The following is a 14,722-nucleotide window of genomic DNA, read 5'->3' on the forward strand; positions in this document are numbered from 1 at the left end:
CGCCTAGGGCCGCATCACCGGCAGCACCAGCTTCGATCCGGCGCATACCGTCTGCGTCGCGCTCTTGAAATCCGCAGGCTTCGCGCGCGCGATGTTGGGGACGAAAGTCTGCGGGTTGCGGTCGATCACCGGGAACCAGCTCGACTGGACCTGCACCATCAGGCGGTGGCCCTTGAGGAAGACATGGTCGTGCTCGCGTAACGGGACGTCCCAGCGCGTCACCTTGCCCGGCACCAGCGGCTGCGGCGTCGTATCGCTCGCGAGGAAGCGCCCGCGGCGGACGTCCATCGCGATCGGCAACTGGTAGCCGTTGCGCGCGCGCGCATAGTCGCCGGGCTTGGGGCGGCCGGTCGGCTTCGCGGCATCTTCGGGATAGACGTCGATCAGCTTGACGACGAAATCGCCGTCGGTCCCGGTGGTCGCCGCGGCGAGTTCGGCGGCGACATGCCCGGTCACGGTCAGGTCGGCGTCGAGCGGCGCGCTGGTGTAGCTGAGCACGTCGGGCCGCCCCTGCAGGAACCGCTGGTCCGCCGCCTCCCACCACTGCCAGTCGGGGGACAGATAGGTCCCCGACATCGGGCGCTGGCGGAACGGCACCGGGTTGGCCGGGTCGGACACATAGGCGCGACACGCTTCCCCCGCCGCGGGCGCGGTGAACGACAGCGATCCGTCGGCGTGGAGATAGAGGTCGGTCGGCTTTACCCCCGCGGCCGGCCAGGCGGCGTAGCTCTTCCACGTCCATGACCCGCTCTGGAAGCTCTTGATCCCGGTGGTCGGCCGCGTGCCCGCGCCGTGGAGCCAATAGGCGAAGAACGGTGCCTGGATCTGCTCCTGGAACTGCAGCCCGCTCGGCACGCCGTACGGGATCGGGCCGAGCGAATCGGTCGGGCGCTGCCACCAGCCGTGCGCCCACGGCCCCGCGACCATCGTCGCGAGATGATCGGGGTCGTTCTGCGCCTGCTTGAAGTAGATCTGCCACGAACCCCAGGGGTCCTCCTGGTCCCAATAGCCCGCGACGTTGAGCGTCGGCACCGTCGTCCGGCCGAGCCGGTCGCTCCAGCGCTGGTCGGTGTAGAAGGCGTCGTGGTTCGGATGGTCGAGCAACGCGGTGAACATCGGCACCTTGCCCTTGAAATGCTGGCGGTCGATCTCTTCGACCGAACCCGCTTTCAGGAACCAGTCGTAGGTATCGTAGCGGTCGTAGACGAAGGTCGTATCCTGCGTCTTGTCGAGCTGGAGCATCGCCAGCCAGTCGGTCGCATAGCTCAGCCGCAGCGCACCGTTGCGGTGGAGATCGTCCGACTGCCAGTAATCGATCCACGCCGCCTGCGGGCTGACCGCCTTGAGCGCGGGATGCGGCCCGATCAGCGCGATCGCGGCGGCGAAACCGGGGTAGGAGACGCCCCACATCCCCACCTTTCCGCTGTTGCCCGTCACGTGCTTCACCAGCCAGTCGATGCTGTCATAAGCGTCGGTGGACTCGTCGGTCGCCTTGCGGTCGCCCGGGTGGACCGCGGTCGACAGGGTGAACACGCCGTCCGACTTGAACCGCCCGCGCATCGACTGGATGACGTAGATATACCCGTCCTTGTCGAGCGCGACCTGATTGTCGGGGACGCTGTCGGGCGCGGCATCGGGAACGCCATAAGGGGTCCGCTGGAACAGGATCGGAAGTGGACCGGTCCGCCCGCGCGGACGCAGGATGACGGTCTGAAGCCGTGCGCCGTCGCGCATCGGGACCATCACGTCTTCGAAGGTGTAGGGGGATTGCGGAGTGGTTGCGGGCGCCTGGACCGGGTTGGCCGCAATCGGCACGGACAGACTCGCGGTCGTCAGCGCGAGAAGTATCGCAAGCCTCTTCATAATGCCCCCCATCCGTCACCCCGGCGTTGCGCCGGGGGCGACCGTGCCACCGATTCCCTGCGACGAGTGTGCGGCACGGTGGATGCCGGGACAAGCCCGGCATGACGATGGGGGATTTGCCATACTGGCTAGAACTGGAGCTCCCCTCCCCTTCAGGGGAGGGGCTGGGGGTGGGGCCGTGCAGATTGCCGGCATTGGTTCTGCTGGACTGCCCCACCCCAACCCCTCCCCCGAGGGGGAGGGGCTTTGAGAGCGTTAAATCCGGTGTTCGCCCTTCACCCAGCGCACCGTGCCCGAGCTGGCGCGCATCACGACGCTCTCGGTCGTCATGATCTTGCCTTTGCGCTTGACGCCCGCGAGCAGCGAGCCGTCGGTGACACCCGTCGCCGCGAAGATGCAGTCGCCGCGCGCGAGTTCGGTCAGGTCGTATTGCTTGTCGAGATCGGTCACGCCCCACTTCGCCGCCCGCGCGCGCTCGTCGTCGTTGCGGAACAGCAGCCGCCCCTTGAACTGCCCGCCGACGCAGCGCAGCGCCGCCGCCGCGAGCACGCCTTCCGGCGCGCCGCCCGCACCCATGTAGATGTCGATCGTCGTATCGGGGTTGGTCGTCGCGATCACGCCCGCGACGTCGCCGTCACCGATCAGCATGATCCCGCAGCCCAGTTCGCGCAGCTCGGCGATGAGCTTCTGGTGGCGCGGGCGATCGAGCACGCAGGCGATGATGTCCTTGGGCTCGACGCCCTTCGCCGCCGCGAGCGCGCGGACGTTCTCGCTGGGCGACTTGTCGAGGTCGATGATCCCCTCGGGATAGCCCGGGCCGCATGCGATCTTGTCCATATAGACGTCGGGGGCGTTGAGCAGCCCGCCTTCCTCGGCGATCGCGAGCACGGCAAGGCTGTTGGGGCCGGCGGTCGCGCAGATCGTCGTGCCTTCGAGCGGATCGAGCGCGATGTCGATCTTCGGGCCCTTGCCGATCGCCGAGCCGACCTTTTCGCCGATGAACAGCATCGGCGCCTCGTCGCGCTCGCCTTCGCCGATCACGACGGTACCGTCCATGTAGAGTTCGTTAAGCGCGGCGCGCATCGCCTCGACCGCGGCGGCATCCGCTGCCTTTTCGTCGCCACGTCCGGTGAGGGTGGAGGCGGCAACCGCCGCCGCCTCGGTCACGCGGACCATTTCGAGCACGAGCACGCGGTCGAGCGTCTTGGAGCGGGTAGCTGCGGTCATCGGGTATCCTCTTTGTCGTTTGTCGAGTGGACTAAGCGGGGAGGCAAAGGATGTCGAGGTTGGGGAGGGTGCTCCCTCTCAGGGGGGCTGCCTTCTTAAGCCCCTCCCCTTCAGGGGAGGGGTTGGGGGTGGGGCTGTGCCTCGCAGAGAGGTTCACTCTGCTGGACTGCCCCACCCCAACCCCTCCCCTGAAGGGGAGGGGCTAGGAAATTAGTCGCGCAGCAGCTCGTTGATGCTCGTCTTCGAGCGCGTCTGCGCGTCGACGCGCTTGACGATCACTGCGCAATACAGGCTCGGTTTGCCGTCGCCGCCGCCCATGCTGCCGGGGACGACCACTGCGTACGGCGGCACCTCGCCGCGGAACACCTCCCCGGTCGCGCGGTCGACGATCTTGGTCGACGCGCCGAGATAGACGCCCATCGACAGCACCGCGCCTTCACCGACGCGAACGCCCTCGGCGACTTCGCTGCGTGCGCCGATGAACGCGCCGTCGCCGATGATGACCGGGTCGGCCTGAAGCGGCTCGAGCACGCCGCCGATCCCGGCACCGCCCGAGATATGGACGCCCTTGCCGATCTGCGCGCAGCTGCCGACCGTCGCCCAGGTGTCGATCATCGAATTCTCGCCGACATAGGCACCTAGGTTGACGAAGCTCGGCATCAGCACCGCGCCCTTGCCGATGAACGCGCCGCGCCGGACGATCGCGCCAGGCACGCTGCGGAAGCCCGCCTGACGGAATTCGGCCGAACCCCAGCCGTGGAACTTGGAGGGCACCTTGTCCCACCAGTGCGCGCCGTCGGGACCCCCGGCGATCTCAGCCATGTCATTGAGTCGGAACGACAGCAGCACCGCCTTCTTGAGCCACTGGTTGACGCGCCAGCCGCCGTCACCGTCGGGCTCGGCGACGCGCACCGTGCCCGAATCGAGCTGGTTGAGCGCGGTCTCGACTGCGTCGCGGATAGCGCCCTTGGTCTCGAAGCTTACCGTGTCGCGTGCATCCCATGCCGCGTCGATCGTCGTCTGCAAGTCGCTCATGCGTCCCCCATGATGTCGTGAAGCCACGCCGTCAGATCGGGCGTGGTGAAGTCGATAAAGCTGCGGTCCTGCTCGGCGGCGGCCTGTTCGGAGCCATTGTCGATCCACACCGTCGTCATGCCGATCGCCTTGGCGGGCGCGAGGTTGCGCGCCATGTCCTCGACGAACAGCGACTCGGTCGGATCGATACCGAACGCCGCGCACAGCCCGGCATAGGCCGAGGCGTTGGGCTTGGGTTTCAGGTCCATCGCGTGGATATCGTGGATCGCCTCGAAGCTCGTCGCCAGCCCCAGCCGGTCGAGCACGCGCGTCGCATAGGGCGTGTCGGCGTTGGTGAAGACGATCTTGCGCCCCGGCAATCGCGCGATCGCGGCGGCGAGCGGGGCGTTTTCGTCGAGCACGTCCATCTCGATATCGTGGACATCGGCGAGGAAATGGTGCGGGTCGACACCGTGCTCGGCCATCAGTCCGGCAAGCGTCGTGCCGTGGTCGAAGAAATAGGCCTTCTGGATCCGCCGCGCCTCGATCAGGTCGACGCCCAGCACGCGCGCGACATAGGCGGTCATCTTGACGTCCATCTGGTCGAACAGCCGCGCCGACGCCGGATACAGCGTGTTATCCAAATCGAAAACCCAATTGCGGATAAGGGCGAGGCGCGCGAGCATGCGCGCGGCTCTAAGCGCAGGGCGCGTGGCGGGCAAGGCAGGGATGGCGCGACCGCGATACCCGTCGGGACACGGCGAGGAGATTGTGGGGCGAGTTTCGTATCGGGATGGCGTAAATGACAATGCGACGGCGGCTATTGGGGTTCATTGCCCGATCGACGGTTCTGGCAGGGCTCGGTTCGCTCGGCGCGTGCAGCGGCGGCGGCGGGGGAGTCGGATCGATTCCTGCACCACCGACCACGACGCCGACGCCCGCACCGACTCCGGTTCCCGCGCCGACTCCGACCCCGACCCCGGCTCCGACACCCGCACCGACGCCGACGCCGACGCCGAGCGCGACCAATTACGACACCGCCGAATATCGTGCCACCGTCGGCGCGGTCTCGGCCAATGCGCTTGCCTTGTACCAGGCGGGCGCGACCGGTCGGACCATCACGGTCGGGATCGTCGACAGCGGAGTCGCACTCGCCAGTGCGGAGTTTACCGGGCGGATTTCGTCGGCGTCCGCGAATGTCGCGGGCGGGACGACGGCGGCGGACGAGGACGGGCATGGCACCGCGGTCGCCTTCACGCTCGCCGGGCGGCGTAACGATGCGGGGACGCAGGGGATCGCGTTCGACGCGACGATCCTCGCCGCACGCGCGGACACGCCGGGGTCGTGCGCGACCACCTCGACCTCGACCGACAATTGCAGCTTCGCCGACAGCGCGATCGCGCGCGGGATCGATCTTGCGGTCAACAATGGCGCGCGCGTCATCAACATCTCGCTCGGCGGCAGTGCGGCGGGGAGCTCGGTGGTCACCGCGGTCAACCGCGCGACCGCGGCCGGGATCGTCATCGTGATCGCGGCGGGGAACGATTTCGCGACCGACCCGACGAACGCGGTCAATCCCGACGGGTTCGCGCAGCTTGCCAACACCGCCGCCGCGCGCGGGCTGGTGATCATCGCGGGGTCGGTCGGCGCGAACAACAGCCGGACCGCGGGGGCGGACACGATCTCGAGCTTCAGCAACCGCGCCGGCAATTCGTCGGCGCATTATCTCGCGGCGGTCGGGGAGGGCGTGCGCGCGCCCGACGAGACGGGAACGCCGTTCCTGTGGTCGGGCACGTCCTTCGCCGCGCCGCAGATCGCGGGCGCGGCAGCGTTGCTGGCGCAGGCCTTCCCCAATCTGACCGGCGCGCAGATCGTCCAGATCCTCTACGCCTCCGCGCGCGATGCCGGCGCGGCCGGCGAGGACGCGGTGTACGGCAAGGGCGTGCTCGATCTGACCCGCGCGTTCCAGCCGCTCGGCGGGACGTCGGTCGCGGGGACTCACGCCGCTGCGTCGCTCGGCTCGAACGCGGTCCTGTCCGCGCCGATGGGGGATGCGGCGCAGGGCGCGCTCGGTGCGGTCATCCTCGACGGGTTCAGCCGCGCGTTCGCGGTCGATCTCGCGCGGACGATCCACCGCGATGGCCCCGCGCCGACGCTCGCGGGGCAGTTGCTCGCGACCACGCGCAATTACCAGACCAGCGTCGGCGGCATGATGAACGTCGCGATGACGGTCGCGCCGGTCGCGGGCGGCGGCGCGAGCGTGTCGCGGCTGATGCTCTCGCGCGGGAGCGCCGAACAGGCGCGCGCGATCGCGGGGACGGTGACGAGCCGGCTCGGCGCACGTGCGGCTTTCGCGGTCGGGTTCGCCGAGGGGGGCGCGACGCTGACCGCGCGCCTCGTCGGGCGGAGCGACCCGGCGTTCCTCGTCGCGCGCGATCCGTTGCAGGGCGCGGGGTTCGACAATCGCGCGCGCGGGTCGAGCGCGCTGCGGCGACAGATCGGTGCGTTCGGGCTGACTGCGGCGGTCGAGAACGGCGACGCGCTGTCGCGCGACCCCGATGCGCTCGCCGCGATCCGCAACCGCTATCGCCGCTATGGCTATGACCGCAGCGCGATTACGCTCGACCGGCAGTTCGGTGGCCTGAGCGTCGCGCTTACCGGAACGCGGCTGGCGGAACAGGCGACGGTGCTCGGCGCGCGCTTCGGCGATGCGCTGGGGGGCACGCGCGCGACGACATGGTTCGTCGATACCGCCGCGCGGTTCGAGGCGGGCGGCGGGTGGAGCGTCGGCGGATCGATGCGGCAGGGCTGGACCGGCGCGACCGTGCGCGGCGGGCTCACCGGCACCGGCGCGATCCGCACAAATGCGTTCGCGGCGGACGTCGGCAAGGACCGGCTGTTCGGCGCGCGCGATAGTTTCGGGCTGCGGATCGCGCAACCGCTGCGCGTCGCCAGCGGCGGGATCGATCTGACGCTCCCCACCGCCTATGATTACGACACGCTCGCGGTATCGACCTGGACGGCGCAGCGGCTGAACCTCGCGCCGACCGGGCGCGAGATCGATGTCGAGGCGCGCTATGCGCTGCCCGTGTGGACGGGGCTGCTCCAGACCAACCTGTTCCTGCGCCGTCAGCCGGGGAATTTCGTCGCACTGGGGCAGGATCTCGGCGCAGCGGCGCGGTGGTCGGTAGCATTTTGAAACCTGGCTCCCATATCCAGTCCATGACTGCTTATTCCCTGCTCGATCTCGTCCCCGTCGTCGAAGGCGGCAGCGTCGCCCAGGCGCTCCACAACGCGGGCGATCTCGCCGCGCATGCCGAGAGCCTCGGCTTCGCGCGTTACTGGACCGCCGAACATCACGGCATGACCGGAATCGCGAGTGCTGCGACCTCGGTCGTTCTGGCGCATATCGGCAGCGTGACGTCGACGATCCGGATCGGTGCGGGCGGGATCATGCTCCCCAACCACGCGCCGCTTGCGATCGCCGAGCAGTTCGGGACGCTCGACGCGTTGTTCCCGGGCCGGATCGACCTCGGGCTCGGGCGTGCGCCGGGGTCGGACCAGATCGTCGCGCGCGCGATGCGGCGCAGCCTCAACACCGATCCCAACGCCTTTCCCAACGACGTGCTCGAGTTGCAGAGCTATTTCGCCGACGACGGCCAGACCGGCGTGCGCGCCACCCCGGGTGCGGGGGCGGACGTGTCGCTGTGGATCCTCGGGTCGAGCACCTATGGCGCGCAGCTCGCGGCAATGCTTGGCTTGCCGTACGCCTTTGCCTCGCATTTCGCCCCCGATGCGCTGATGAGTGCGATCGAAATCTATCGCCGTACCTTCCGCCCGTCGGCGGTGCTGGCGAAGCCGCATGTGATGGCGGGCTTCAACGTGTTCGCGGCCGACACCGATGCGGAAGGCGCGCTGATCGCAAGCTCGCAGGAGCAGGCGTTCGTCGCGCTGCGCACCGGCAATCCGCGCCAGCTTCCGCCGCCGGTGGAGGGCTATCGCGAATCCCTCGGCGCGCAGGGCGGGGCGATCCTCGATCATGTACTGTCCTGCTCGGCGGTCGGCGGCCCCGCCAAGGTCGCAGGCGAGATCGCAGCCTTTGTCGCGCGGACAGGCGTCGACGAGTTGATGATCGCGAGCTCGATCTATGATCATGCGGCGCGCAAGCGCAGCCTGACGATCACGGCGGACGCGCTCCGCGAACTGGCGATCGCGGCCTAGCCACGCGCGCTCCGCAGGCGGCGGACGTCGTCCCGCCGCTTTCGCCGGAAAGGCCGAAAGGACGGCGGGAGCACGACGAACGGAGAAATCCACGAAAAGCCATGTCTTGGCCGAACGGGATCTAGTGTCGGCGCAAGTTACACAATGGTCGTGCGTAATGCGCTACAGTATTGATAAAACTGATATGGCATGACTATTGCGGGCGTTCCCTGACGAGGCACATCAGGGGGAACTCTATCATGCGAAAGAAACTCTTATCGACTGCAGCCGCCATCACCATTGCAATGCTTGCGGTCAGCGCGCAGGCGTCCGTCAACATCACGGGCGTTTCGATCCGGGGTCTTGGTACGAACTACGTCTGGGATACGGAAAAAAAGCTCAACAACACCGTTTTCATCGCGCAGAACATCGGTACGGTCACGTCCAATTACAATAACGTGAGTCAGCCAATCTCGATACCGCTGCTTCCCGGCGACGCCGCGTTCGCCATTCTGGGAGACGGTCAGCCGTTCGGCAACAAGGCGGAAGCGTCGACGTCGTATCTGATCACGGTCCTGCTCTCCAACGGCCAGTCGATTGGCGGCGTTTACAACAGTCTGCTCGATGACGACGCTACCGGCGGCTTCTCCGGGACGACCGTCCAGACGGTCAACGGTTTCGAGTACAGCCTCAGCAGCTTCGATTGGCACCGTTCGACCGGACGGGGTTCGAACACGGTCGGCCCGAGCCATGTCGGCCCCGGTGGCGATACACACGATTACAGCGGTCAGTTCGCCATCTCGGTCGTGGTGGTGCCCGAGCCCGCCACCTGGATCATGATGCTGACCTCCTTCGGCCTCGTCGGTGCGGGCCTGCGCGCGCGCTACAAGGTTCGTACGCGCGTCACCTACAGCTGATCGCGGGAGCGCCGCTGCGCGAAAGCCGCCGGTCCAGCGGGATCGGCGGCTTTTCCAATCGACGGTCATCGAACGGCGCAGTGCGGGCTCCCGCCAGCCGTGACTGAAACGCGCGGCCTCGTTCAGTTGGCCGCGGGCAAGCGCAAGCGGACGAGCAATCCGCCGAGATCCTCGCTCTCCTCGAGGCTGACCGTACCTTCGTAGATCTCGGCGACATCCCGCACGATCGCCATCCCCAGCCCGGTTCCGGGCTTGCCTGAATCGAGCCGGACGCCGCGATCGAAGATGCGGATGCGCTCTTCCTCGGGGATGCCAACGCCGTCGTCCTCGATCAGGAATTCGACGAAGCCCGAATGCTTCGACACCGTGACGAACACGCTGCCCCCGCCATATTTCGCGGCATTCTCGATCAGGTTGCCGAGCATCTCGTCGAGATCCTGGCGCTCGACATGGACCTGCAGGTCGCGTGGGCCGGAGGTGTCGATGCGGACGTGGCGGTACAACACGCCAACCGCGCGCTCGACCGATTCGAGGCTCGGCCAGACATCCGCGCGACTGTGCGCCGACCCGCGCCGCCCGACCGCGCGGGCGCGTGCGAGATGATGGTCGACCTGCCGCCGCATCGTCCGCGCCTCGCGTACGACCGTCTCGCCGAGATCGTCCGCCTTGGCCGTCGCGGCGTTCATGATGACGGTCAGCGGAGTCTTGAGCGCATGCGCAAGGTTGCCCGCGTGGCGCCGCGCCTCTTCCGCCTGCCGCTCGTTATGCTCGATCAGAGCGTTGAGTTCCTCGACCAGCGGAGCGACCTCGATCGGCATCGGGCGCTCGACCTGCCGCGCCTTTCCGGCGCGCATCCGCGCGATTTCCTCGCGCACGCGGCGCAGCGGCCACAGCCCGTAGAAGGTCTGCAACGCCGCCATCACGATCAGCCCGAAGGCAAGCAGCGTGAAGCTGCGCACCAGCGTCTTGCGCAACACCTTGATCTGCGCGTCGAGCCCGTCGCGGCTTTGCGCGACCTGAAAGCGCCAGCGCACCTTCGACCCCGGCAACGTCACGTCGCGCTCGACCACCCGAAGCTTTTCGGGCGTATCCGCCTTGGGGTCGACGAACTGGTTGCTGTCATAGGAGTGGACCGCGAGATCGGTATGCTGCGAGCCATAGGCGAGCCGCCGGTCCCACAGCGAGCGCGACATGAACGGTTCCTGCCCCGGCGCGCTGATCTGCCAGTACAACCCCGAATTGGGTTCGATGAAGCGCTGGTCGGCCGGCTCGCGGTTGGAGATGACCTCGCCCTCCGGGCCGATCTCGGCGGAGACGATCAGCGCGGTCAGCACATATTCGAGCTGGTCGTCGAAGTTGCGCGTCACCGCGGTGCTCAGCACGCGGTCGAGCGCGAACCCGCCGCCGGTGAGCAGCAGCAGGATCCACCCCGCCGCGATCAGGATCATCCGGCGGCTGAGCGACCCCGTGGTCTGCACGCGCGGCAGCGTGCGCGGCTCGGTTTCAAGCGGGGGCAGCGGCGGCGCGAGCGAGCCCTGCGCGTGCGGATCCGATTCAGCCATGCGCGTCAGGCATCAGGATCCTCGAGGCTGTAGCCGAGCCCCCGGATCGTGGTGATGACATCCTGCCCGAGCTTCTTGCGAATTCGCGTGACGAACACTTCGATCGTGTTCGAATCGCGGTCGAAATCCTGGTCGTAGATATGTTCGATCAGCTCGGTGCGGCTGACCACCTTGCCCTTGTGGTGGAGCAGGTAGCTGAGCAGCTTATATTCCTGCGCGGTCATCTTGACCGATTCGCCGTTGAGCGTGACCTTGCCGCTGCGCGTGTCGAGCCGGACGCCGCCTGCGGTCAGTTCGGACGAGGCGTTGCCCGACGCGCGGCGGATCAGCGCGCGCAGGCGGGCGATCAGCTCCTCCGACTGGAACGGCTTGGCGACATAATCGTCCGCGCCCGCATCGAGCCCGGCGACCTTGTCCGACCAGCTGTCGCGCGCGGTCAGCACGAGGACAGGCGCGGTGCGGCCTTCCTTGCGCCAGCGGTCGAGCACGGTCAGCCCGTCGATCTCGGGCAGGCCGAGATCGAGGATGATCGCGTCGTAATTTTCGGTCGATCCGAGGAAATGGCCTTCCTCGCCATCGGTCGCGAGGTCGATTGCGTAGCCAGCGCCTTCGAGCGTGCTTTTCAGCTGCTGGCCGAGATTGGGTTCGTCCTCGACGATCAGAACGCGCATGCAATTTTCCCCTTGGACGACGCCGCTCGGGCGTTCAGTTGCCGGTGCGGCCGATGATCTGGCCGGAACGGCCGTCGACCTCGACCCAGATGACCGATCCATTGCGCAGGAACTTGAGCGTGTAAATCCCACGTTCGGGGTCGAAGTCGAACCCGAGATAGCGCGCACCCGGCATGGTGGGCACGATCCGCGCCTCGATTTCCTTGGAAGGCAGCCAGCGCCCTTCGCGACGCCCGCGCAACGCTTCCATCTGGTCGCCACGTTGCAGCATCCCTGCCGCCGGTGGAACGGCGGGGGTGGGGGTCACGGCAAGTCCCATCAGGATGGCGGCGAGCATCTTCATGGGCTTGGCATAGGTGCGTTGCGTTGAACAGCCTGTGAATGGCGGTGAAGTGTTCGGTCGTCATCCGGTGCAATCCCGGATGCGCGGAGTCGGACCCGTGCCGGGTTGGCGGCATGCTGCAACGCACAAAGCTTGCCGCAAGCCGCCCCACCGCCTAACGCGCGTCTTTATGGCAGCACCTATCCTCGCATATGAAAATCTCGGCGTCATTCAGGGCTCGGGTTGGCTTTTCCGTGGCCTCGACATCCATGTCGGCCCACGCGACCGGCTCGCCCTGATCGGGCGCAACGGCGCGGGCAAGACGACGCTGCTCAAGCTGCTCGGCAACAAGATCGATTCGGACGAGGGCCGCCGCACGATCGTGCCCGGTACCCGCGTGATCCTGCTCGAGCAGGAGCCCGCAATGATCGGGTGCAATACGCTCGCGGATTACGTGCTCGGCGGAGACGATGCGCCGCTGCAATATGAAGCCGAGGCGATCGCCGATCAGTTGGGCATCGATCTCACGCGCGAAGCCGCCAAGGCCTCGGGTGGCGAGCGCCGCCGCGCCGCGATCGTCCGCGCGTTCGCGCAGAACCCCGACGTATTGTTGCTCGACGAGCCGACCAACCACCTCGACATCGGCGCGATCGAGTGGATCGAGGAATGGCTCGGCCGGTTCCGCGGTGCGTTCGTCGTGATCAGCCATGACCGCACCTTCCTCACCAAGCTGACCAAGCAGACGTTGTGGATGGATCGCGGCAACTTGCGCCGTGCCGAGATCGGCTTCGGCGGGTTCGATGCGTGGACCGAGCAGGTCTATGCCGACGAGCAGCGCAATGCCGAGAAGCTCGACGCGAAATTGAAACTCGAGGAACATTGGCTGCTGCGCGGCGTCACCGGGCGGCGCAAGCGCAACCAGGGCCGCCTGACCAAGCTGGTCGAAATGCGTGCCGAACGTGCGTCGATGGTCGGGCCGCAGGGGTCGGCAAACCTGACGATCGGCACCGACGACGCGCGCTCCAAGGTGGTGATCGATGCCAAGCACATCTCCAAGGCGTTCGGCGACCGCACGATCATCGGCGACCTGTCGCTGCGCGTGACGCGCAAGGACCGGATCGGCATCGTCGGCGCGAACGGCGCGGGCAAGTCGACGCTGCTCAAGCTGCTGACCGGGGAACTGGAACCCGACACCGGCCAGATCCGCTTCGCCAAGACGATCGAGCGGATCGTGATCGACCAGCAGCGCAGCAAGATGGAGCCCGACAAGACGATCCGCGACGTGCTCGCGGACGGCGGCGACTGGATCGAGGTGCAGGGCATCCGCAAGCATGTCGTCGGCTATCTTAAGGAATTCCTGTTCGAGCCCGGCGTGCTCGACGCGAAGATCGGGACGCTGTCGGGCGGAGAACGCTCGCGGCTGTTGCTCGCGCGGGAATTCGCCAAGCCTTCCAACCTCTTAGTGCTGGACGAGCCGACCAACGACCTCGATCTGGAAACGCTCGACCTGCTCCAGGACGTTATTGGCGACTATGACGGCACCGTGCTCATCGTAAGCCACGATCGCGACTTTCTGGACCGCACCGTGACGATCACGCTGGGCCTCGACGGGTCGGGCACGGTCGACGTCGTCGCGGGCGGCTATGAGGATTGGGAGCGCCGCCGCAAGGCCGCCGCGCCGACCAAGCGCGGGTCGATCGCGAAGAATGCGACGTCGGCGGCAGCCCCCGTTGCGGGCGGCGCGGCGCCGGGCAAGGTCAAGCTGACCTACAAGGACCAGCGCGATTACGAGATCCTGCCCAAGCGGATCGAAACGCTCGAGGCGGCGATCATGCGCGACCAGGAATTGCTGTCCGATCCCGAACTCTACACGCGCGATCCGGACCGGTTCGAGAAGCTGATGGAAGCGATCGGCCAGGCGCAGGCGGACAAGGACGCCGCCGAACTGCGCTGGCTGGAACTGGCGGAGATGGTCGAGGGGCAGGGGTGATTCCGGTGCTCCTGCGGAGGCAGGAGCCCAGGGTACCTTGGCGCAGCGTTCGCGGCGCTGGGTTCCTGCCTGCGCAGGAACGCGGTTACGCCTGATCGAGCGAGCGCCCCTCACGCCCCGCGAGATCGACGATATAATGCCACGCGACGCGCCCCGACCGGCTCCCGCGCCGCGTCGCCCAGCCGACCGCGTCGACCGGATCGAACGGGAGGGCATGCGCCTCGGTGTAGGCCCGGACGATCGCGAGATAGCCGTCCTGATCGACCACGTGGAAGCCGAGGCTCAGCCCGAACCGGTCCGCGAGCGCGAGGCCATCGTCGGCGGCGTCGCGCGGATTGACCGCATTCGGCTGGTCGATCATGTCGCGCGGGACGAGGTGGCGGCGGTTCGACGTGACGACCAGCCGCGCATTCGCGGGTCGCGCCTCCGCCCCGCCGTCGAGCATCGAGCGAAGCGCGCGTCCGTCCGCCGCCGCATCGAACCCCAGATCGTCGACGAACAGTAGGAACGCGCGCGGCACGTCCGCGATCAGCCGGAACAGCGCAGGCAGCGTATCGAGCTGCGGCGTCACGATCTCGACCAGCGCGAGCGCGCCGCCATCGGCCTGCACCGCGCCGGTTACGCTTTTGACCAGGGCCGATTTGCCCGAGCCACGCGCGCCCCACAGCAGCACGTCATGCGCCGCCGCACCGTCCGCCAGATGCCGCGTGGTCGCAAGCAGCGCTGCCTTTTGCGCCTCGATCCCGTGGAGCCGCTCGAGCGGGAGCGGGCGGAAGGCGCGGACCGGTTCGAGCGCGACGCCGCGCCAGACATAGGCGGGATGCGCCAGCGGATCGGCGGAGTCGGCGACGGGCGGTGAAAGCCGTTCGAGCGCGGCGGCAATACGAGCGAGCGGTTTGGTCATCGCCGGCGGTGCTACACCGCGGTCCGGGGCATCGCCAGCCCGGCGGTCCAGC

At 67.7% G+C, this 14,722-nt stretch carries 12 protein-coding genes; 4 read left to right on the forward strand and 8 right to left on the reverse strand.

The annotated features are described in order from the left end of the window. Positions 1-3 precede the first annotated feature (3 nt). The 4 genes from RH91_RS07405 to RH91_RS07420 form a co-directional block, all read right to left on the reverse strand. The gene (locus RH91_RS07405) at positions 4-1,863 is read right to left on the reverse strand and encodes a CocE/NonD family hydrolase (protein WP_010162011.1); all 1,860 of its coding nucleotides are present in this window, start codon (positions 1,861-1,863) and stop codon (positions 4-6) included. A gap of 255 nt (positions 1,864-2,118) precedes the next feature. Then, positions 2,119-3,090, reverse strand: coding sequence for a class II fructose-bisphosphatase (glpX, locus tag RH91_RS07410; protein WP_010162013.1), 972 nt, complete (start codon positions 3,088-3,090; stop codon positions 2,119-2,121). Positions 3,091-3,300: 210 nt separating this feature from the next. Beyond that, positions 3,301-4,125, reverse strand: a complete 825-nt coding sequence (gene dapD, locus RH91_RS07415) for a 2,3,4,5-tetrahydropyridine-2,6-dicarboxylate N-succinyltransferase (RefSeq protein WP_010162014.1) — start codon at positions 4,123-4,125, stop codon at positions 3,301-3,303. Beyond that, the gene (locus RH91_RS07420) at positions 4,122-4,790 is read right to left on the reverse strand and encodes a pyrimidine 5'-nucleotidase (RefSeq protein ID WP_010162015.1); all 669 of its coding nucleotides are present in this window, start codon (positions 4,788-4,790) and stop codon (positions 4,122-4,124) included. The genes dapD and RH91_RS07420 overlap by 4 nt, the downstream gene beginning before the upstream one ends. Before the next feature lie 116 nt (positions 4,791-4,906). On the opposite strand from RH91_RS07420, the gene RH91_RS07425 reads away from it, so the two are divergent. The 3 genes from RH91_RS07425 to RH91_RS07435 all read left to right on the forward strand — a co-directional run bounded on the left by RH91_RS07425 (position 4,907) and on the right by RH91_RS07435 (position 9,221). Beyond that, positions 4,907-7,303, forward strand: a complete 2,397-nt coding sequence (locus RH91_RS07425; protein WP_232283435.1) for a S8 family peptidase — start codon at positions 4,907-4,909, stop codon at positions 7,301-7,303. 23 nt (positions 7,304-7,326) lie between these two features. Next, positions 7,327-8,325: an LLM class flavin-dependent oxidoreductase gene (locus RH91_RS07430; protein ID WP_010162017.1), complete on the forward strand. Its 999-nt coding sequence runs from the start codon at positions 7,327-7,329 to the stop codon at positions 8,323-8,325. Between the two features lie 239 nt (positions 8,326-8,564). Beyond that, complete coding sequence (locus RH91_RS07435; protein ID WP_232283436.1) at positions 8,565-9,221, forward strand: PEPxxWA-CTERM sorting domain-containing protein; 657 nt, start codon at positions 8,565-8,567, stop codon at positions 9,219-9,221. 122 nt (positions 9,222-9,343) lie between these two features. Here RH91_RS07435 and RH91_RS07440 read toward each other — a convergent pair whose 3' ends face one another. From RH91_RS07440 to RH91_RS07450, 3 genes are read right to left on the reverse strand one after another with little or no spacing between them, the layout of a single operon-like run. Beyond that, complete coding sequence (locus RH91_RS07440; protein WP_010162019.1) at positions 9,344-10,783, reverse strand: sensor histidine kinase; 1,440 nt, start codon at positions 10,781-10,783, stop codon at positions 9,344-9,346. Positions 10,784-10,788: 5 nt separating this feature from the next. Then, a complete protein-coding gene (locus RH91_RS07445; RefSeq protein WP_010162021.1) occupies positions 10,789-11,454 on the reverse strand; it encodes a response regulator transcription factor in 666 nt (221 codons plus the stop codon). A 34-nt stretch (positions 11,455-11,488) separates the two neighbouring features. After that, entirely contained in the window at positions 11,489-11,797 is a 309-nt protein-coding gene (locus RH91_RS07450) for a hypothetical protein (RefSeq protein WP_010162022.1), read from the reverse strand. Positions 11,798-11,966: 169 nt separating this feature from the next. On the opposite strand from RH91_RS07450, the gene RH91_RS07455 reads away from it, so the two are divergent. After that, positions 11,967-13,766 (forward strand): ABC-F family ATP-binding cassette domain-containing protein, encoded by a 1,800-nt coding sequence (locus RH91_RS07455; protein ID WP_010162023.1) that lies wholly within the window; start codon positions 11,967-11,969, stop codon positions 13,764-13,766. Positions 13,767-13,851: 85 nt separating this feature from the next. Here RH91_RS07455 and RH91_RS07460 read toward each other — a convergent pair whose 3' ends face one another. Then, positions 13,852-14,670, reverse strand: a complete 819-nt coding sequence (locus RH91_RS07460) for an ATP-binding protein (protein ID WP_010162024.1) — start codon at positions 14,668-14,670, stop codon at positions 13,852-13,854. Between the last annotated feature and the right edge of the window lie 52 nt (positions 14,671-14,722).

Source organism: Sphingomonas sp. PAMC 26617, assembly GCF_000242835.1.
Classification (GTDB): Bacteria; Pseudomonadota; Alphaproteobacteria; order Sphingomonadales; family Sphingomonadaceae; genus Sphingomonas.